Raw genomic sequence first — 19,931 nt, 5'->3', positions numbered from 1 at the left:
ATGAGGTGTGAGCCGAGCCGCCGCCCGTTTGCTGGCGGATCGGCCGGGGCTGCTGACGGCGGGCGTCAGCAGGGCCGGCTAGGGTTCGGCCGCGCGCGTCGGCGTGGTGCTTGCATGGTGTGACGACGCGGGCTGATCCCGCGCGGGCGGATTTCCAGACGTCAGGTGTTCGATATGGCGAATAGGACCAGCGCGTTCGATACGGCGAAGCGGGTGATCTCCATCCGCGGCGCGCGCGAGCACAACCTGAAGAACGTCGATCTCGACATCCCTCGCGACGCGCTGGTGGTGTTCACCGGGCTGTCCGGGTCCGGCAAGTCGTCGCTCGCCTTCGACACCATCTACGCCGAGGGCCAGCGGCGCTACGTGGAGAGCCTGTCGGCCTACGCTCGGCAGTTCCTGGAGATGATGCAGAAGCCGGACGTCGACCAGATCGACGGCCTGTCGCCGGCGATCTCCATCGAGCAGAAGACGACGTCGCGCAATCCGCGCTCGACGGTCGGAACCGTCACCGAGATCTACGACTACATGCGCCTGCTGTTTGCGCGCGTCGGCATCCCCTACTCTCCCGCCACCGGCCTGCCGATCGAGAGCCAGACGGTCAGCCAGATGGTGGACCGGACGCTTGAGCTTGCCGAGGGCACCCGCCTGTTCCTGCTCGCGCCGATGATCCGCGGGCGCAAGGGCGAGTACCGCAAGGAACTGGCGGAGCTGCAGAAGAAGGGCTTCCAGCGCGTCAAGATCGACGGCACGTTCCACGCCATCGAGGAAGCGCCGGCGCTCGACAAGAAGCTGAAGCACGACATCGACGTGGTGGTGGACCGCATCGTCGTGCGGCCGGACCTCGCCACGCGCCTCGCCGACAGCTTCGAGACCGCGCTCGGCCTCGCCGACGGGATCGCCGTGCTGGAATGGGCCGACGAGAAGGACGAAGCGGGCGAGCCGCGGCGGATGCTGTTCTCCGAGAAGTTCGCCTGCCCGGTTTCCGGCTTCACCATCTCGGAGATCGAGCCGCGGCTGTTTTCGTTCAACAACCCCTTCGGCGCCTGTCCGAAGTGCGACGGCCTCGGCACCACGCTGCGCTTCGAGGCGGAGCTCGTCGTGCCGGAGGACCACCTCTCCTTGCGCGGCGGGGCGATCCTGCCGTGGGCGAAGACGGGCTCATCGTCGCCCTATTACGCGCAGACCCTGGAAGCGATCTGCCGGCACTTCAAGGTGTCGATGAACACGCCCTGGCGCGACCTGCCGGAGGACGTGCGCAACACCATCCTGCACGGCTCGGGCGACGAGGAACTCACCTTCACCTATGACGACGGCCTGCGCGCCTACAAGACCACCAAGCCCTTCGAGGGCGTGGTCACCAACATCGAGCGGCGCTGGAAAGAGACCGAGTCCGACTGGGTGCGCGAGGAGCTGGCGCGGTTCCAGTCCGACCACCCCTGCGAGGCCTGCAATGGCTTCCGTCTGAAGCCGGAGGCGCTGGCCGTGAAGATCGGCGGCCTGCACATCGGCGAGGTCACCGCCAAGGCGATCCGCGAGGCCGGCGCCTGGTTCGAGGCGCTGCCCGGCCGGCTCACCGACAAGCAGAACGAGATCGCCTCGCGGATCCTCAAGGAGATCCGAGAGCGGCTGCGCTTCCTCAACGACGTCGGCCTGGAGTATCTCACCCTGTCGCGCGCCTCCGGCACGCTGTCCGGCGGCGAGAGCCAGCGCATCCGGCTCGCCAGCCAGATCGGCTCGGGCCTGACCGGCGTGCTCTACGTGCTCGACGAGCCGTCGATCGGCCTGCACCAGCGCGACAACGACCGCCTGATCGCCACGCTGAAGCACCTGCGCGACCTCGGCAACACGGTGATCGTCGTGGAGCACGACGAGGACGCGATCCTCGCCTCCGACTACGTGGTGGACGTCGGCCCGGGCGCCGGCATCCACGGCGGCCGCATCATCAGCCAGGGAACCCCGGCGGAGGTGATGGCCGACGCCGGCTCGCTCACCGGGCAGTATCTCTCCGGCGCGCTCGCCATTCCGGTGCCGAAGCAGCGCCGCAAGGGCGTGAAGGGCCGGACGCTGAAGGTCGTCGGCGCGCGCGGCAACAATCTGAAGAACGTGTCCGCGGAAATCCCGCTCGGCACCTTCACCTGCGTCACCGGCGTATCCGGCGGCGGCAAGTCCACGTTCCTGATCGACACATTGTTCAAGGCCGCCGCCCGCCGGCTGAACGGCTCGCGCGAGCAGGCCGCGCCGCACGACCGGATCGAAGGGTTGGAGCACCTGGACAAGGTGATCGACATCGACCAGTCGCCGATCGGGCGCACGCCGCGGTCCAACCCGGCCACCTACACCGGCGCGTTCACGCCGATCCGCGAGTGGTTCGCCGGCCTGCCGGAGGCCAAGGCGCGCGGCTACCAGCCAGGCCGCTTCTCGTTCAACGTCAAGGGCGGGCGCTGCGAGGCCTGCCAGGGCGACGGCGTCATCAAGATCGAGATGCACTTCCTGCCGGACGTCTACGTCACCTGCGACGTCTGCAAGGGCAAGCGCTACAACCGTGAAACGCTGGACGTGCACTTCAAGGGCAAGTCGATCGCGGATGTGCTCGACATGACCGTGGAGGAGGCCTGCGACTTCTTCCAGGCCGTTCCCGCCGTGCGGGACAAGATGTTCTCGCTGCGCGACGTGGGCCTCGGCTACATCAAGGTCGGCCAGCAGGCGACGACGCTGTCGGGTGGCGAGGCGCAGCGCGTCAAACTCGCCAAGGAGCTGTCGCGCCGGGCGACCGGGCGCACCCTCTACATCCTGGACGAACCGACCACCGGGCTGCACTTCCACGATGTCGCCAAGCTGCTGGAGATGCTCCATGAGCTCGTCGAGCAGGGCAACACCGTGGTGGTGATCGAGCACAACCTCGAGGTCATCAAGACCGCGGACTGGATCGTCGACCTCGGTCCCGAAGGCGGCGACGGCGGCGGCACGATCGTCGCGGCCGGCCGCCCGGAGGACATCGTCAAGGAGCCGCGCTCCTATACGGGGCGCTACCTGAAGGATCTCGTCGGCCGGCGTCCGCAGCGCGGCGTGGAAGCGGCGGAGTAGCCGCCACGCCCGCGGGCATGCGGCCGGGGGAGTGCGGGCCGCCGGTTTCGGCCGGTCCGAATACCCGCCTGACGCCTAGCGACGGACATGCCACCCGGTTTCCGTCGAGGGGAATGGCGCGTTGCGCGGTCTCCCGCCCTGCTCTTTCCGGCGTCAGCCGTCGACCAGCACCGCCACGTTGTCGGCGCGAGCGTAGGAGGCGAGTAAGTCCTCGATCTCGAAGATGATCGGGTCGTCGACGGAAGCGTCGGCGCCGCCTGTCAGGGCCTCCAGGAAGGTGTTCTGGAGCTGGACGAGGATCGAGTACTCGCCGGTGCGCGGGTGTCCGGCCTTGCGGACGCCGTGCACGCCGATCAGGAACTCGCGGCCGTCGTATTCCACCTCGAAGGTCCAGCCGATCCCACCGGGCTCGGCGAGGCCGCGCGCTTCGGCGCCGCGGGCCACCAGCATGTTGCGCAGCCAATCGGCAAGCGGCTTGCCGATGGCATCGGCGTCTCTCGGGTGCAGTCCAATCCGCGTATCAAAGAAGCTGGAGGAAAAAACAATCATTCTGGACCCCCGTGCAATGTTGCGGGAATGCCACAAACACGAAGAGCCGAGTGTGTTCCGCGAGTTCCTGCCAAGGCCCTAACGCGTGGTCATGAAGAGGGGCGACCGGCAGCCGGAGAGGCCTCTCGGCGGGACTTTTGTGCACTGCACAACGTCGGAATCCCGGAAAACCGGCTTTTGTTCAGAGTTCGTACTAAACAAAGCGTTCTCGCCGTCGGCCTTGTTTTCGGCCCTTCCGTGGCAAGAATGGGCTGATCTGCATGATTCCGACCCAAATCATAAACACTTTGTTAAACAGCTCTTCACCCCGTTCATATTGCTCTGCAACAATTGCAGGACAGGCATGCGAAAGCCCCCCTGCCTGCGCAGGCTCGGCTCCACTATCTGTGTCCTTGTCGAGGGCGACGTTCCACCGGTTGGCGGTGTCGAGCGATCCCTCCAGAAGAAAAACCTGAGGTAAGTGTCATGTTCGGCAACGTCGTCAAGAAGCTCCGCTCCTACCAGAAGTACCAGGAGACCTATCGGGAGCTGTCCCGCCTGTCCTCGCGCGAGCTGACCGATCTCGGCATCTCCCGCGCCGACATCCCCTACATCGCCCGCCGCGCCGCTCAGTGACGCCGGGCCGGCCCTCCGGGGCCGGAACTGCCCGCCCGGCGGCGGTGCGGTCTTCATGGCGCCCCAAGGCGACGTGAAACCGAAACCGACCCGAGCGGGTTCAAGAGATCGGACCGAGGCCGGCCTTTCCTCCTCCCTGAGGCCCCCTCGATCCGGTAAGCCGCGGACGGCTCCTCCCTCCGTCCTCGGCCCTTCGCGGGGCGGATTCCTCCTCCCTTCCTCTCCGCGATCCCAATGCGGGGCACCGATGGACCTCCTCCCCCATCGGCAGCACTCTGCAAGTGAAGCGTACGGATCCAGGCGGCCACCTCCTCCCGGCCAAGCGGATCCGAAGCCGGCGACGTGATTTCTCCGTTCCGGCTGATGGCTTTCGGCGACCTCCTCCCCGCCGCTGGCCACATCGCGTGAAGCGGATCTCCTCCCCCGCTTCACGACCTACACGACGCCCGACGGATCTCCTCCCCCGTCGGGCGTTCGTGCGTTCAGGGCTCCCCCTTGGGTACGGATCGCTTGGCCGTTGTGCCCCGCCGCCGAGGCGAGTAGGGTCCGCCGCCATGAGCGACATCAGCAAAAACCTTCCCGTCCACATCATCGGCGGCGGTCTCGCCGGATCCGAGGCCGCCTGGCAGCTTGCCGGCGCCGGCATCCCCGTGGTGCTGCACGAGATGCGGCCAGACCGCCCGACCGAAGCCCACAAGACCGATCGGCTTGCAGAGCTGGTCTGCTCCAACTCCTTCCGGTCGGACGACCACAATCTCAATGCCGTCGGCCTGCTGCACGAGGAAATGCGGCGCTGCGGGTCGCTGATCATGGCGACGGCCGACCGGCATCAGGTGCCGGCCGGCGGCGCGCTGGCGGTCGATCGCGACGGATTCGCCGATGCGGTGACCGCGGCGATCGCGGCGCACCCGCTGATCACCGTTGCGCGCGGCGAGATCGCCGGGCTGCCCCCGGAGGACTGGGACTCCGTCATCATCGCCACCGGCCCGCTCACGTCGCCATCGCTTGCGGAAGCCGTCCGCAGCCTGACGGGCGCCGATGCGCTCGCCTTCTTCGACGCCATCGCGCCGATCGTCCATTTCGACAGCATCGACATGGGCAAGGCCTGGTTCCAATCGCGCTACGACAAGGCAGGACCGGGCGGCACCGGGGCGGACTACATCAACTGCCCGATGGACAAGGAGCAGTACGACGCCTTCATCGACGCTCTCCTCGCCGGCGAGAAGACCGAGTTCAAGGATTTCGAGAAGACGCCCTATTTCGATGGCTGCCTGCCGATCGAGGTGATGGCCGAGCGTGGGCGCGAAACGCTGCGCCACGGCCCCATGAAGCCGGTCGGGCTCACCAATCCGCACCAGCCGGACGTCAAGGCCCACGCCATCGTGCAGCTCCGACAGGACAACGCGCTCGGCACGCTCTACAACATGGTCGGTTTCCAGACCAAGCTGAAGTATGCCGAGCAGGTGCGGGTTCTCCGCCTCATTCCCGGGCTGGAGAACGCCGAGTTCGCCCGGCTCGGCGGCCTGCATCGCAATACCTACCTGGACAGCCCGAAGCTGCTCGACGGAACGCTGCGCCTGAAGGCGATGCCGCGTCTGCGGTTCGCCGGCCAGGTCACGGGCTGCGAGGGCTATGTGGAATCGGCGGCGATCGGCCTGCTTGCCGGACGCTTCGCGGCAGCCGAGCGGCGCGGGGACGTGCCGAGCCTGCCGCCGGCGACGACGGCCTTCGGCGCGCTGCTCGGCCACATCACGGGCGGCCACCTCTCGGTGGAGGGCGAAGGCCCGCGGTCGTTCCAGCCGATGAACGTCAATTTCGGCCTGTTTCCGCCCGTCGAGGTGGTCAAGGAGCCCGGCAAGCGGCCGCGCGGGCCGGAGAAGGCGGCGGCCAAGAAGCGCGCACTCACCGCGCGGGCGCTTCGAGATCTCGCAGAGTGGCTGGGCGAGCCGCAGGCGCCGGCCGCTGCGGCCGAGTGATCACTCCGCCTCGCTGTCCGGTGCCCCTTCGTCGGCCGCCTTGCGGCCCTTGAAGCCGCGGGCGCAGACGTACATCTCCACGCTTTCCTGGCGGCTCGACGGCGGCTTGATGTGGGTGACCACGTCGAAGTTCTGCTTCAGCGTCGCCAGCAGCGACGTCTCGGTGCCGCCGCGGAAGACCTTGGCGACGAAGGCGCCGCCAGGCTTCAGCACGTCGCACGCGAAGTCGGCTGCGACCTCGCAGAGGTAGGTGGTGCGCAGGTGGTCCGTCTTGTGGTGGCCGGTGGTCGGCGCGGCCATGTCGGAGACGACGAGGTCGGGCGCGTGGCCGCCAAGCGCTTCCATCAGCTTGGCCGGCGCGTCCTCATCCAGGAAGTCCTTCTGGAGCAGCACGACGCCCGGGATCGAATCCACCTCCAGGTAGTCGATGCCGACAACCAGTGGATTCTCGGACGTCGATCCAACCTTCTTGGCCGCCACCTGGCACCAGCCGCCGGGGGCGGCGCCGAGGTCCACCACGCGCATGCCCCGCTTCAGGAGGTGGTACTTCTCGTCGATCTCGATCAGCTTGAAGGCCGCGCGCGACCGCCAGCCTTCCTTGCGGGCGCGGACGACGTAGGGATCGTTCAGCTGGCGCTCCAGCCAGCGGTTGGACGAGGCGGTGCGGCCGCGCGCGGACTTCACGCGCACCTTCAGGCCGGTGTCGGCGCGGCCGAGCGGCTTCTTCGCCTTGTCCTTCTTGTCGTCCTTCTTGTCGCTCACGCGTTCTGATCCCTTGTCGGTTTCACGGCCGCGGGGGCGCCGGGCGCCGGCGCCAGACCCCGTCGCGCGCCATCAGTTCCACGAGGATCCCCTCGCGCAGGCCACGATCGGCAACGCGCAGGCGCTCGCAGGGCCAGCGCAGGCGGATCGCCTCCAGGATGGCGCAGCCGGCCAGCACCAGATCGGCGCGATCGGCGCCGATGCAGGGGTTGGCGACCCGGTCGGCGAAATCCATCGTGCTCAACTGCTCGACCATGCGGTCGACCTGCTCGGCCTCCAGCCAGACGCCGTCGACGCGGCGGCGGTCATAGCGCTTGAGGCCGAGGTGGATGCCGGCGAGCGTGGTCACCGTACCGGAGGTGCCGAGCATGTGCACGCGGCCTTCGGCGATCAGCGGGCCGATCTCGTCCATGTCGCGGAAGTCCTCCAGCATGGCGGACACCTCGGCGACCATCTCCTCGAACACCTGCCGCGTGACGGTGACGCCGCCGTGGCGCTCCGACAGCGTCACGACGCCAACCGGCAGCGAGGTCCAGGCCTTGATGAAGCGCGTCAGCGCAAATCCGCGTGCTTCGCCGCGTTGGCGCAGGTCGAGCCAGACGAGCTCGGACGAGCCGCCGCCGATGTCGAAGAGCACGACGCCCTCGGCCCGGGGGTCGACGAGCGTGGCGCAGCCGGCCACCGCCAGGCGTGCCTCCGTTTCGCGGTTGACGATCTCCAGGCTGAGGCCGGTCTCGGCCCGCACGCGCTCCAGGAACACCGGCCCGTTCTCCGCGGCCCGACAGGCCTCGGTCGCGATCAGCCGCATGCGGCGGACGTCGTGGTCGGCCATCTTCGACCGGCAGACGGCCAGCGCTTCGACCGCGCGGTCCATGGCCGCCTCGGACAGGCGGCCGGAGCGGCCGATGCCCTCCCCCAGGCGAACGATGCGGGAGAACGCGTCGACCACGCGGAAGCCGCGCTCCTGCGGCTCGGCGATCAGGAGGCGGCAGTTGTTGGTGCCGAGGTCGAGAGCGGCATAGAGGTGGGGGGCGTTCGCCGGCCGGCGGCGGTAGCGGGACGTGCCGTCGCGGTCGGCGGCATCGGGCTGGCGGTCCGGGGCCCGGTCACGCGGCGCGGGGGCCGGGGCCGGGCCGCGGCGGCGGTCCGGTTCCGGGCGAGCCGGCGCGGTGCGATTGTCCGAGCGGTTTTGCGGCGCCGGCGCCCTGCCCTGCGGTTGCGGCTGGCGAACCCCGCGCACGGCGGCCTCGCCGCCGGCCTTGGCGGGCGAACGGGCCTGCCGCTTGGGCCGGCGGTCCTTGCGTTTTCCTTGCGGCTCGGGCTTTTGCGCCCGCTCCGCCTGCGCTGCAGCCTGGGGCTTGTCCGTTCGTTCAGCGGCCGCCGCGGCGCGCCGTTTGCGCCGTCTGCGGGCCGCCCGCTTGGACAGGCCTCCCGAAGGGCCGTCCGGCCGGGGTTCGGCCGTCCGACTGACTTCGGGTACAGGATCTGCGCGGCCGTTCACATCGCCCGCGTCGCTCACTGGTTCTCTCCGGCAACACGCGAACCGGTCCAGGCTCCAGCGCATTGCAGATTGGTGTCGTTGGCATGACGTTACCAGCGCACGCCGGCAAAAGCAAAAGCATGAGGCGGCTTGCACATGCACGTTTACGTAAGCTTCACAGCGGCGCGGTCAGCCGACCCGGGCCACCGACTTCAGGCGCGCCGCCAGGTAGATCACGAAGGCGCAGCCGACCGGAAACACGAACTCGTTGACGGCGGCGGCAACCACGGCGGCGGTCGGCAGCGCGGTTCCTGTGAGCGCGGCGTTGCGCTGGGCGAGCAGCGTCATCACGGCGGCGGCGACGATCCCGACCGCAGCGCCGAGCAGCAGGTAGGGGCGCGCGTGGGCGGTGCCCTTGCCCACGAGATGGCCGAGCGCCGCGCCCAGGATGGCGTATTCGACGCCTTTCAGCGCCGACACCGTGTAGAAGAAGCTTGTGATCGGATCGACCGTGGCGCCTACGAGATGCTGGACGGCGCGTTGGACGCCCTTGGCGAGCCCCCAGGCCACCGGCGCCGCGATGAAGCCGATGGCTCCCATCACCGCCGATCGCGAGCGCCCGGCCACCGTTCCGATCGCGATCCCGGCGCAGACCAGCAGCGCCCAGGTCACGCCCTGCGCGAGGTCGGCCAGGAACGCCAGTTGCGGCCAGGAAGCAGCGGCTACGACCTTGACCGCGAGCACCAGCAGTTGGACGGCGATGCCGAGCAGGATCGCGGCCCAGGCGGCGAAGATGGCGCGGCGGATGGCGTCGGCGGACGCCTCCTCGTGGACAGCCTCGGCGAGATTGTCGGAGATGAAATCGCCGTCCATCGGTCCCCCGCGCCGCTCGCCGCCCCGCGTTGTCGAGCGCGGACGGCCGAGCAAACTCGCACTGTGCGGCACGATCTGGCAAGCCGGCAGCTTCGGACGGCGCCGAGAACGGTCTGGAGGATGCGGCCGGCGGATCGGGCGCCGGCGCCCGGTGTCAGCGGAGCAGCGGGCGGCGGCCGGCGTAGTGGACGCGCCAGCCTTCGCGGCTGCCGCCGAAGATGTCGGCGCATTCCCCGCGGGCCTTGCGGCCATGCTCGCGGCGGCGTTCGGTGGCGTCGAACTCGGCGGTCAGGCACTCCAGCGTGTCGAACAGCGACTTCAGGCCGTCCGGCGTGAAGCGGAAGAAGTCCTCCGGCTGCGGCTGGTAGCGGGTGGTGAACACGGTCGAGTGGAAGGTGATGCCGCCGGGGCGCAGGATGCGGGCGATCTCGGCCGCGACGCGCCAGGGCGCCTTCACGTGCTCGATGGTGTCGACGGAGAAGACGACGTCGTAGCTTTCGTCCGGGATCTCGCGAAGGGCGGTGACGATGTCGACCGGGATGCCCTCCACGGCCACGTCGCGCTGGTCGTGGCGGACGTTGCTGTCCATCCAGTCGGCGTGAGAAACGCCGCGGCGGCCGATCTCCAGCGCGCTTCCCGCGCGGCCGTGTTGCTGGACCAGTCGGCGAAGGAGGGTCTCGGCGCGGGGCCTGGACGACCCTACATAGGACGAGAGCCCCGCGGCGACGCGGGGTACGGCCGAGGCATTCACCAAGCTGACACCGGCGTCTCCTCCGACGGCCTTCATCAGACGCAACCCGAAACCGAGTCGATGGCGCAAAGCCTGAACAGCGTTCATGTGGTCTCCTCCAACCGGCAGCAGCCGGCGTCGGCGTTCTCCTCCGGGGGGTCCACTGTTGAATGGGACCTCTTGTTTCTTACCGCTACGAACGAGGGTCCCGTGGGGATCACACCTTGAAGCGGGGGCGGCCGCATCATCCGCTCATTCCACGCCGGAAAGCAAGGGTCGACTGAGAAAAACACCAATAGAAATGACCGCTCGCTTGATAGTCAAACCCGATGAATGCACGGCGACCGACGACGGCGGCGTACATTCTCATCAACCGACGAGAACAAGTTCTATGCAAAAAAGGCTCTGCTCAAGCCGCGCCAGTCGGGCGATCATGTGGACGGTGATCGTTGCCGCGGCATCCGGCGTGCCTAGCGAGCAGGCAGCGGCCGAGACGCCAACCGTGAAAACTGCGCCAGTCCGGCCCGCCGTGCCCGTCTATCGTCCGTCCGTTGGTGCGCCGCACAATTCACTGCCGATCCCGGAGAACGGCGTGAATGATCCGCCCCAACAGCGTCCGGTCCAGACGAAGCCCGAGACCGTGTTCGACCGGTGCGCACGCATCCCCGGTGTGGAGGGCGGCGCCAACCGGCCGCTCGCCTGCCGCAACGTCCGCCGCTAGACCGTCCGGCACGAGGCGGCCGGCTCTCAGTCCACCTCGTCGGAGGGCACGATCCAGGTCTCGGCGCGTCCGGCCTCCAGCCATTCGGCCATCGCGGGGTAGCTGAACAGGGCCTCCACATAGGCCGTCTCAACCGGCCCGAGCGGCACCGCGTAGGTGACGAAGCGGCTGGCGACCGGGGCGTAGAAGGCGTCGGCGATGGTGAACCGTCCGAACAGGAACGGGCCGCCCTGGCCGTGGGCGCGGCGCGCATCGCGCCAGATCTCCTTGACGCGGGCGATGTCGGCGGCGGCGGCAGGCGTCTCGGGACGCGACGCGACGGGCCGGCGGATGTTCATCGGATAATGGCCGCGCAGCCCCATGAAGCCGGAGTGCATTTCCGCGGTGATGGCGCGCGCATGGGCGCGGGCCGCCGAATCGGCCGGCCAGAGCCCGGCGTCGGGGGCCTTCTCGGCGAGGTACTCGGCGATCGCCAGGGAGTCCCACACCGTGACGTCGCCGTCGACCAGCACCGGCACGCGGCCGGCCTTGGAATACTGCGTGATCCGGGCGTGGGTGTCCGGCAGGTCCAGCCCCACCAGGATCTCCTCGAAGGGCAGTCCGCTCGCCTTGGCCACCAGCCAGCCACGGAGCGACCAGGATGAGTAGTTCTTGTTGGCGATCACCAGTTTCATCAGCTCTCCCCTACACGCCGGACCAGGAGCCGGCCGGAATCGATCAGGCCTTTCGCTGCCACCCGCCCCTGTCGGCCTGCTGCCAGTATGTCACCTCGTGTCCCGCGGCCTTCAAGGTCTTCCAGTGCCCGCGCGCCTCGGCCAGGGCTTCCGGGTCGCCGCCGTCGAAGAGGATGACGACCCGGTCGTACGCGGCGACGTCGGGCGGCGGGGCCGCACGGTCCACCAGGAAACGGACGGTGGCGGCGTTGGGGTTGGCGTGGTCGGTTGTCAGGAAGATCGGCTGCTCGGCCTCATGCCCGTCGGCGGCTGTGCCGTGCGGCAGGAAGCTTTCGTCGGCGAAGGTCCAGAGGTGCGAATCGATCGCCTCCAGGCGCTCGGGCGAGCCGACCTGCACCACCACGCGCCAGCCGCGTTCCAGCGACTTGGCCAGCAGCGTCGGCAGAACCGCGTCCAGCGGCTGGGAGTCCAGGTGATAGAACAGCAGCTCGGTCATGAGCGCCCTTCTACCACCCCGAATAGAGATCGAGAACGACCACCGCGAGCCCGACGAGCACGGCGCCGGCGACGCCCGACAGCAGCGTCGGCCGCGCGCCGGTCAGGATCTTCGTCACCACCAGGGTCAGCATCCAGCCGATGGTCAGCGCGAAGAGGATCTTGAGGGCGAGGCGCATCGGTCACCGGGTCCGAATCGAAAACGGGCGCCGGCAGAGCCGACGCCCGGGACCCTAGCGGCCAACGGTTGATCGTTGGTCAACCCTCGTAGGCGTCGCGCACCAGCCGGTCGAGCAGCCGCACGCCGAAGCCGGAGCCCCAGGAGCGGTTGATCTCGCTGTCCGGCGAGGCCATCGCCGTGCCGGCCACGTCGAGGTGCGCCCACGGCGTGTCGTTGACGAAGCGCTTCAGGAACTGCGCGGCGGTGATTGCGCCGCCGTAGCGGCCGCCGGTGTTCTTCATGTCGGCGAAGCGGCTGTCGATCAGCTTGTCGTAGTCGGGGCCGAGCGGCAGGCGCCAGACCCGCTCACCGGAGGCCTGGCCAGCCTTGTAGAGCCGGTCCGCCAGTTCGTCGTCGTTGGAGAACAGGCCGGCGTGCTGGGTGCCGAGCGCCACCATGCAGGCGCCGGTCAGCGTCGCCAAATTGACCATGAACGCCGGCTTGAAGCGGTCCTGGCAGTACCAGAGCGCGTCGGCCAGAACGAGGCGGCCTTCCGCGTCGGTGTTGATGATCTCGATGGTCTGGCCGGACATGGAGGTGAGGATGTCGCCGGGGCGGTAGGCGTTGCCGTCCGGCATGTTCTCGACGAGGCCGAGGATGCCGATGGCATTGACCTTGGCCTTGCGGCCGGCGAGCGCGCGCATCAGGCCGATCACGGCGGCCGCACCGCCCATGTCGCCCTTCATGTCCTCCATGCCCTGCCCCGGCTTGATGGAGATGCCGCCGGTGTCGAACACCACGCCCTTGCCGACGAAGGCGATCGGCTTGTCCTTCGATTTGGACCCGTTCCACCGCATGATGGCGAGGCGGGCGGGCCGGACCGAGCCTTGCGCGACGCCGAGCAGCGCGCCCATGCCGAGCTTCTTCATGTCCTTGTCGGTGAGGATCTCGACCTCCAGCCCGACCGATTCCAGCTTTTCCGCCGCCTCGGCGAACTCGACGGGTCCGAGGATGTTCGGTGCCTCGTTGACGAGGTCGCGCGCCAGTTCCACGCCGGCGGCCACCTCGGCCGCCTCGCCCCAGGTCTTCTTGACCTTGGCGGCGTCTTCGACCGCCAGGTTGATGCGGGCGGCGGGCGTCTCGGCATCGTCCTTCTTGCGCGTCTTGTGCCGGCTCCACTCGTAGGACCGCAGGCGAAGGCCGAGGGCGAATTCGGCGGCGAGCACCGGATCGAGCGCCTCGCTGCCCGGGCGCTCCAGCAGGATCGTCACGGCCTGGGCCTTGGTCTCCTTGATCTTGCCCATCACCACGCCGCCGAGCTTCAGCGCGGCGGTGGCGTCGAACTCGCCCACGGCGCCCATGCCCACCACGATCACGCGGTCGAGGGTGGAGCCCGCCGGCGCGACGATGTCGAGCATCGATTGCGCCTTGCCCTTGAATGTCGTCGCCGCGATCGCCCGCTCAACCGTGCCGGACAGAGATTCGAACAAGGCGCGGGCGGCGGGGCCCGGGTTGTTGTCCTGGTCGACGAAAACCACAGCGACACCGGTGGCGGGCGACGTTGTCTTGCTGATCGTGATGGTCGGTTGCGCTGCCATGATGGTGGTGCCTCGGGCCTTTCTCATATGTCGATTTTCGTGTCATGGTCGCCGCGCGATCGGCGGCGTCGGGGGCAGGATTCGCGATTGATGCATCCGAACGGGCGCATTGCTTGCGGCACAAGGTGGCGCTTATCGTTGCGCCCGGCAAGCGCCCGGTCCATTCGTCGCGCCAAGCACGGCCAGGCATCGAAGATCGGCATGATGAGAATCCTCTGATGCGGCGGCTCGGGCTTCACCTTTTTCTTCGGACGTCCGTCGTGTTCTCGGCCGTCCTGGCCACGCTCACCCTCATCGTCTGGGTGACGCAGGCGCTCCGGCGATTCGATCTCGTCACCGCCAAGGGCCAGGCGATCGCCACCTATCTCGGCATGACGCTGCTCGCCGTGCCGTTCCTGGTCAGCGTCGTCGCACCCTTCTCGCTGGTGATCGCCATGGTCGTGGTGCTCAACAGCATGCATGCCGGCAGCGAGCTCGTGGCGATCAACGCGGCCGGGGCCTCGCAGCGGCAGGTCGCGGCTCCCTTCATCGTGCTGTCCCTGATCGTCGCCGTGCTGGTCGCCTGGATCGGGTTGTTCGCCGGGCCGCAGAGCCTGCAGGCGCTGCGCGACCAGACCAACCGCATCCGCGCGGACGTGGTGGCCAACGTGGTGCAGCCCGGCCGGTTCGTGGAGATCGACGAGAACTTCACCTTCCATATCCGGAACCGGGCCGGCGACGGATCGCTGGAGGACCTCTTCATCTACGATGCGCGGGATCCGGAGTTCGTGTTCACCTACACGGCCGAGCGCGGGCGGGTCGTCAACGCGGTTGAAAAGACTCTGGTCGTGATGGAGACCGGAACGATCGAGCGGACGCGGCGCGACGACGGCTCGTCGACCTATGTCGCCTTCGGCTCCTACGCCTTCGACCTCACGGAGTTGAAGGCGGCGGGCGACAAGGAGCGGCCGTACCAGCCGAACGAGCGCACCATCACGGAGCTCTACGGCACGCCGCTCGACGATCCCTACCGCAAGGAGCGCGAGGACCGGTTCCGGGCCGAGATCCACACGCGGCTGACGGCGCCGCTCTATCCGGTGGCGATGGCGCTGACGACGTTTCTCTTTCTCGGCTTTCCGACGACCACGCGGTCGGGCCGTACCGCGGCGCTCGCCGGCGGCATCGTGGTGTCGGCGCTGATCCGCGTGGTGGGGTTCGCACTCGCGGGTCTCGCCGCGGCCGACGAAATGTGGCTGCCGGTGGTCTGGGGGGTTCCCATCCTCTTCATCCTGGCCTCGGCGGTGTCGCTCTGGTTGGGCGTCCAGCCCTTCGTCCCGCGGTTCCTCGCCGAGCCCTTGGAGCGGCTGTCGGATTTTATCCGCCGGTCGGCCGACCGGATGATCAACGCGTCGGGGCCGTCATGATCGGCCGCACGCTCTTCAACTACTACGCCGCGCTGTTCGCCAAGTGGATCCTCGGCCTGTTCCTGGGCGCGACGCTGCTGGCCCTCCTGATCGATTTCCTGGAAGTCGCCCGGTCCAACCTCGGCAAGGAGGAAGCGAGCACCCTGACGGTGTTCGCCATCTCCGCCCTGCGGGTGCCGCTGATCACCGAGCAGCTGCTGCCGTTCGCCGTGCTGGTCGGGTCGATCGGCGCCTTCCTGTCGCTGTCGCGCCGGTCCGAGCTGGTGGTGTCGCGGGCGGCAGGCATCTCGGTCTGGCAGTTCAGCGCGCCGGGGTTCATCGTGGCGCTGGTCATCGGCATCTTCGCGACGGGGGTCTACAATCCGCTGGCGACGGCGATGAAAGCCGAATCCGACCGGATCTCGACCTCGCTCGGATCGGCGGCGTCGCTTCTCACCGACACGACCAGCGGGGCCTGGCTGCGGCAGCAGACGGCAGAAGGCGAGGCTGTGATGCGGGTCCAGGGCATCGCCGACAACGGCCGGCTGGTGCTCGATCCGGTGTTCTGGGTGTTCGGCGCGGACGGGCTGCTGAAGGAGCGGGTGGAGGCGGTGCTCGGCGAGATCGAGGGCGATCGGTGGGTTTTGTCGGAGGCGCGAATCGTCGACGTCAGCGGCGCGCCGCGGCTGGCGGAGCGCTACCAGCTGCCAACGTCGCTGACGCCGGAGCAGGTCCGCAACCGATTGTCGTCGCCGGAAATCGTGTCTTTCTGGCATCTACCAGAAACGATTTCTCAAGCAGCCGCATCAGGGCTTCCTCCGTACAGGTTTCGTTTGCAATTTCATGTCTTGTTAGCCAGACCGCTTCTGCTGGCTTCGATGGTCCTGATCGCCGCTACGGTGTCGCTCGGGCTGTCTCGATCGGGAGGAGTCGGGCGGATGATTCTCGGTGGCGTGAGCGCAGGCTTCGTGCTTTATGTCGTCACTGAAATCGCTCGTGATTTGGGCAGCGAAGGGCTGGTTCCCGCAGCTCTGGCGGCCTGGGCCCCTGCGGTGTTCGCTACGCTCATGGGGTCGACTGTGTTGCTGTTCCGGGAGGATGGTTAGTTGCGTACCTCCATCGTCCCGCAGTTCCGGACGAACCTGCGCGCCGCCGCTTTGACGGGCGTGGCGCTCGCCGCGATCGTCGCCGGATCCCACCAGGGCCTCGCCCAGGAGGCGTCGGAAACGGATCCGTCGATTCTGGCCGCCGTCGCCAAGGGCGACCAGCAGGGCCGGATGCTCGTCGAGTCCGATACGCTGGTCTACGATCTCAACAGCGAGAGCGTGTCCGCGGTCGGCAACGTCGTCATCTACTACGGCGCCTACACGCTCACGGCCGAACGGGTCGACGTCGACCGCCGCACCAAGCGGGTCCGCGCGACCGGCGGGGTCGAGCTGATCGATCCCAGCGGCAACGTGGTGCGCAGCGCCGCGCTCGACCTGACGGACGACCTGCGCGAGGGCGTCGCCGAAGCGCTGGAGATCGTCACCCAGCAGCGCACCGCCTTCAACGCGGAGCGCGCGCGCCGGACGGAAGGCGACGTCACCGAGTTCGAGAACGGCACCTACCTGCCCTGCGTCGACTGCGACGGCGTGCCCGGCCGCAAGCCCGTTTGGCAGATCAAGGCGAAGAAGATCATCCATCGCCAGGGCGACAAGACGATCAGCTTCAAGGACACCACGTTCGAGTTCCTCGGCGTGCCGATCGCCTGGGCGCCGTCGTTCACCACCTTCGATCCGAGCGTGAAGCGCAAGTCCGGCTTCCTGTTCGCCAAGCCGTCCTACAACAGCGAGCGCGGTTTCGGCCTGCAGGCGCCCTACTTCTATGCGCTGAAGCCGAACATGGACGTGACGCTGGCGCCGGGCGCCTTCTCCAAGCAGGGCGGCTTCTTCGACGCGGAGTTCCGCCACCGGGTGATCAACGGCGCCTACAAGATCCGCGTATCCGGCCTGCGCCAGTCCGCGCCGGACGAGTTCGCGGGCACCTCGGGCGACCGTCGCTACCGTGGTGGCGTCACCACCTCCGGGCAGTTCGACATCAACAGCCGCTGGAGCTGGGGCTGGGATCTCGCGGTCGCCACCGACCGCTCCTACTTCGACGACTACGACCTTCCCGGCGCGGACAGCGATTCGGCGACCAACGACATCTACCTCACCGGCGTCGACGGCCGGAATCGCTTCGAGGCGCACGCCTACGGCTTCTTCATCACGCAGGAGGACGACACCGCTGCCGATGCGCTGGAGCAGGACGTCGGTCTGCAGTCCAAGCAGCCGCTGGTCCATCCCGTCATCGATCACCAGGTCTACCTGGAGGAGCCGGTCGCCGGCGGCGAGGTGTCGATCAAGTCGAACTTCACCAGCCTGACGCGCAACGCCAACGACATCTTCGAGTTCGACGCCGACAACGACGGCGTGTTCGGCGAAGCCGGCGAGACGCGGCTGCTGGCGCCGTCCGGCTCCTACTCGCGGGCCAGCATCGACGCGCTGTGGCGCCGGCGGTTCGTGGATTCGCTCGGCCAGGTGTTCACACCCTTCGCCTACTTCCGCGGCGACGTGTTCTTCTCCTCCCCGGACGACACCTCCGGGCTCGACGACGACGTGTCGGGCCGCGCGATGCCGGCCGTCGGCCTGGAATACAGCTACCCCTTCCTGATCCAGTCCTCGATCGGGTCGCAGGTGATCGAGCCGGTGGCACAGCTGATCGTGCGCCCGAACGAGACGGAGATCGACAACCTGCCGAACGAGGACTCGCAGAGCCTCGTGTTCGATTCCACGTCGCTGTTCGATTACGACAAGTTCTCCGGCTACGACCGCGTGGAAGGCGGCACCCGGCTCAACGTCGGCTTCCGCTACAACGGCCAGTTCGTCAACGGGACCTCCGTCACGGCGAGCTTCGGCCAGTCGTTCCAGCTCGCCGGCCGCAATTCGTTCGACGCGGCGTCGGTCTACTCCACCGGCCAGGACTCCGGCCTGGACGGCGACGTCTCGGACTTCGTCGCGGGCCTGTCGGTCGACACCGACCTCGGGCTGCTGCTCAATGCCAACGCGCGGCTCGACAAGTCCAACCTGATGCCGAACCGGCTCGAGGCGCAGGTGGTGGGCCTTGCCGGACCGGTGACGGCCGCCTTCACCTACGCCTTCATCCGCAGCCAGCCCGACCTCGGCATCGAGGACGACCGGCAGGAGCTCCAGGCCGCCGGCAGCGTCCGCCTGAACGACCGCTGGCGCATGTTCGGCTCCACCCGGTTCGACATCGAGAACACCAACGTGGTGCGCAACGCCATCGGCGTCGCCTACGACGACGAGGCCTTCTCGCTGTCGCTGTCCTACGCCGAGGACAAGACGCGGGTGACCGGCGAGGCGACGGACCGGACGGTCTACCTGCGGCTCGGCTTCCGCACGCTCGGCGACCTCAACAGCTCGTTCGACGTCATGAAGTGACAGTCCGGCCGAAAACGGCGGCCGAGCGTCACCTTTCCGCCACGCCCGTCCCATACTTGACACGCGAACAGGCGGACTTGACACTCCCCGCCCGTCGAAAAGAGCGGGTCCGCCCGCCGCAGGATGGTTTTCTCATGTCCTTCTCCAAGACCGTGGCCCGCACGATCCTCGCCGCCCTCCTCGTGAGCGCTTCCGCCGCCATCCAGCCGGCAGCGGCGCAGTCCTCGATCAAGGTCGTGGTCGACGACACGGCGATCACGACGATGGACATCTCCAGCCGCGCCCGGCTGCTCCAGCTGGCGCAGAAGCTGCCCGCCGGCGCGTCGCAGAAGGCGGCCGTGGAAGAGCTGATCGAGGATGCGATCAAGCTGAAGGAGGCCAGGCGGCGCGGCATCGTCATCTCGGACGCGCAGGTCGATGCCGCGGTGGCCGAGGTCGCAGCCCGCTCCAAGCTCTCGCCCGCGCAGTTCGCCCAGGCGCTCGGCCAGGCCGGCGTCGGCATCCGCACCTTCAAGGACCGCATCCGCGCCCAGATCGCCTGGGGCCGCGTGGTCCGCAGCAAGGTCCAGGCCGCCGTGCGCGAGGAGCAGAACGACCTGCTCGCCCAGATGCGCAACCGCGAGAAGGGCGCCTCCGAGGTCACCGCCGAGGACTACGTGCTCCAGCGCGTGGTGTTCACCCTCCCGGCGAAGCGCTCCAGCGATGTGGTCGAGCGGCGTCGCCGCGAAGCCGAGGCGTTGCGCAAGCGCTTCACCTCCTGTGCCGAGGGAATCCCGATGGCCAAGGCGCTGAAGGAGGTGGCTGTGCTCAACGTCGGCCGCCGGCTCGCGTCGGAAGTGCCGCCTCAGTTGCAGGAGCAGGTCAAGGAAACCGCCGAAGGCCGCCTCACCAAGCCTGCGGTCACCGACCAGGGCGTGGAGATGTTCGCCGTCTGCGATCGCATCACTGTCACCGGTGAGAGCGCAGTGACGGCCAGCATGGACGCCGAAGCGATGAACGCGCAGGCCAAGGCAGCCTCGGACGCCCTGATCAAGGAACTGCGCGAGAAGTCCAGCGTCACCTATCGCTGACGGCAGACCATCATGACCGCATCGGCATCAGTCCCGGGGGGCGGGCCGGAAACGAGCCCGCCGCGTGTCCTCGCCAAGGGGGGACCCGCCGGCCCCGGCCAGCGCCTTGGCCAGCGAGCCCACCGAAATGCCCGCCGGTGTTGCGGCAGGCCAGCCATGGATGCCGGACGGCAGGCAGAGAATCGAGCCGCGGTGGCTCATCTCGGCGAAGCGAAAGCCGCCGTTGCCATAGGCGCTGACCGGCGCCCGCCCGGGGAAGTGCTGCTCCCGCATGCCG

At 68.4% G+C, this 19,931-nt stretch carries 17 protein-coding genes and 1 pseudogene; 8 read left to right on the top strand and 10 right to left on the bottom strand.

What is annotated here, in order from left to right:
• Window positions 1–174: 174 nt before the first annotated feature.
• A complete protein-coding gene (gene uvrA, locus HZ321_RS19290) occupies window positions 175–3,087 on the top strand; it encodes an excinuclease ABC subunit UvrA (RefSeq protein WP_181704041.1) in 2,913 nt (970 codons plus the stop codon).
• 153 nt (window positions 3,088–3,240) lie between these two features.
• Here uvrA and HZ321_RS19285 read toward each other — a convergent pair whose 3' ends face one another.
• Window positions 3,241–3,636, bottom strand: a complete 396-nt coding sequence (locus HZ321_RS19285; protein ID WP_181704040.1) for a hypothetical protein — start codon at window positions 3,634–3,636, stop codon at window positions 3,241–3,243.
• 465 nt (window positions 3,637–4,101) lie between these two features.
• Between HZ321_RS19285 and HZ321_RS19280 the strand changes: the two genes are divergently transcribed.
• Both HZ321_RS19280 and trmFO read left to right on the top strand, forming a co-directional pair.
• The gene (locus tag HZ321_RS19280) at window positions 4,102–4,251 is read left to right on the top strand and encodes a DUF1127 domain-containing protein (protein WP_181704039.1); all 150 of its coding nucleotides are present in this window, start codon (window positions 4,102–4,104) and stop codon (window positions 4,249–4,251) included.
• 554 nt (window positions 4,252–4,805) lie between these two features.
• Window positions 4,806–6,227, top strand: coding sequence for a methylenetetrahydrofolate--tRNA-(uracil(54)-C(5))-methyltransferase (FADH(2)-oxidizing) TrmFO (gene trmFO / locus HZ321_RS19275; RefSeq protein WP_194304078.1), 1,422 nt, complete (start codon window positions 4,806–4,808; stop codon window positions 6,225–6,227).
• Here the strand turns inward: trmFO and HZ321_RS19270 are convergent, their stop codons facing one another.
• The 4 genes from HZ321_RS19270 to HZ321_RS19255 all read right to left on the bottom strand — a co-directional run bounded on the left by HZ321_RS19270 (window position 6,228) and on the right by HZ321_RS19255 (window position 10,180).
• A complete protein-coding gene (locus tag HZ321_RS19270) occupies window positions 6,228–6,989 on the bottom strand; it encodes an RlmE family RNA methyltransferase (protein WP_181704038.1) in 762 nt (253 codons plus the stop codon).
• Window positions 6,990–7,011: 22 nt separating this feature from the next.
• Window positions 7,012–8,229 (bottom strand): Ppx/GppA phosphatase family protein, encoded by a 1,218-nt coding sequence (locus tag HZ321_RS19265; protein ID WP_425305421.1) that lies wholly within the window; start codon window positions 8,227–8,229, stop codon window positions 7,012–7,014.
• 429 nt (window positions 8,230–8,658) lie between these two features.
• Window positions 8,659–9,342 carry a hypothetical protein gene (locus HZ321_RS19260; RefSeq protein ID WP_181704036.1) on the bottom strand — a complete coding sequence of 228 codons (684 nt, stop codon included), beginning with the start codon at window positions 9,340–9,342 and terminating at the stop codon, window positions 8,659–8,661.
• A 154-nt stretch (window positions 9,343–9,496) separates the two neighbouring features.
• Complete coding sequence (locus tag HZ321_RS19255) at window positions 9,497–10,180, bottom strand: methyltransferase domain-containing protein (RefSeq protein ID WP_181704035.1); 684 nt, start codon at window positions 10,178–10,180, stop codon at window positions 9,497–9,499.
• Between the two features lie 484 nt (window positions 10,181–10,664).
• On the opposite strand from HZ321_RS19255, the gene HZ321_RS21875 reads away from it, so the two are divergent.
• Entirely contained in the window at window positions 10,665–10,793 is a 129-nt protein-coding gene (locus HZ321_RS21875) for a hypothetical protein (protein WP_280514515.1), read from the top strand.
• 26 nt (window positions 10,794–10,819) lie between these two features.
• Here the strand turns inward: HZ321_RS21875 and HZ321_RS19250 are convergent, their stop codons facing one another.
• From HZ321_RS19250 to HZ321_RS19235, 4 genes are all read right to left on the bottom strand, one after another.
• On the bottom strand, window positions 10,820–11,467 hold the full coding sequence (locus tag HZ321_RS19250; protein ID WP_181704034.1) for a glutathione S-transferase family protein: 648 nt from the start codon (window positions 11,465–11,467) through the stop codon (window positions 10,820–10,822).
• Window positions 11,468–11,510: 43 nt separating this feature from the next.
• The gene (locus HZ321_RS19245) at window positions 11,511–11,963 is read right to left on the bottom strand and encodes a DNA polymerase III subunit chi (RefSeq protein ID WP_181704033.1); all 453 of its coding nucleotides are present in this window, start codon (window positions 11,961–11,963) and stop codon (window positions 11,511–11,513) included.
• A 10-nt stretch (window positions 11,964–11,973) separates the two neighbouring features.
• Window positions 11,974–12,141 carry a hypothetical protein gene (locus tag HZ321_RS19240; protein WP_181704032.1) on the bottom strand — a complete coding sequence of 56 codons (168 nt, stop codon included), beginning with the start codon at window positions 12,139–12,141 and terminating at the stop codon, window positions 11,974–11,976.
• A 79-nt stretch (window positions 12,142–12,220) separates the two neighbouring features.
• Window positions 12,221–13,720, bottom strand: a complete 1,500-nt coding sequence (locus HZ321_RS19235) for a leucyl aminopeptidase (RefSeq protein WP_181704031.1) — start codon at window positions 13,718–13,720, stop codon at window positions 12,221–12,223.
• Between the two features lie 44 nt (window positions 13,721–13,764).
• Between HZ321_RS19235 and HZ321_RS19230 the strand changes: the two genes are divergently transcribed.
• The 4 genes from HZ321_RS19230 (at window position 13,765) to HZ321_RS19215 (ending at window position 19,654) form a co-directional block, all read left to right on the top strand.
• Complete coding sequence (locus HZ321_RS19230; RefSeq protein ID WP_342343881.1) at window positions 13,765–15,123, top strand: LptF/LptG family permease; 1,359 nt, start codon at window positions 13,765–13,767, stop codon at window positions 15,121–15,123.
• Window positions 15,120–16,208: an LPS export ABC transporter permease LptG gene (lptG, locus tag HZ321_RS19225; RefSeq protein ID WP_181704029.1), complete on the top strand. Its 1,089-nt coding sequence runs from the start codon at window positions 15,120–15,122 to the stop codon at window positions 16,206–16,208. Before HZ321_RS19230 ends, lptG begins: the two co-directional genes overlap by 4 nt.
• Entirely contained in the window at window positions 16,209–18,584 is a 2,376-nt protein-coding gene (locus HZ321_RS19220; protein WP_181704028.1) for an LPS-assembly protein LptD, read from the top strand.
• Window positions 18,585–18,718: 134 nt separating this feature from the next.
• Window positions 18,719–19,654, top strand: a complete 936-nt coding sequence (locus tag HZ321_RS19215) for a SurA N-terminal domain-containing protein (protein ID WP_181704027.1) — start codon at window positions 18,719–18,721, stop codon at window positions 19,652–19,654.
• Between the two features lie 131 nt (window positions 19,655–19,785).
• Here the strand turns inward: HZ321_RS19215 and HZ321_RS22040 are convergent.
• A pseudogene (locus HZ321_RS22040) lies at window positions 19,786–19,927 on the bottom strand (Mth938-like domain-containing protein); the annotation flags it as partial.
• Between the last annotated feature and the right edge of the window lie 4 nt (window positions 19,928–19,931).

It is taken from the genome of Chthonobacter albigriseus (assembly GCF_013839445.1).
In the GTDB taxonomy this organism is placed as follows: domain Bacteria; phylum Pseudomonadota; class Alphaproteobacteria; order Rhizobiales; family Pleomorphomonadaceae; genus Chthonobacter; species Chthonobacter albigriseus.
Note: the sequence above shows the minus strand (reverse complement) of the source record. Positions and strands in the feature narration are given on the sequence as shown.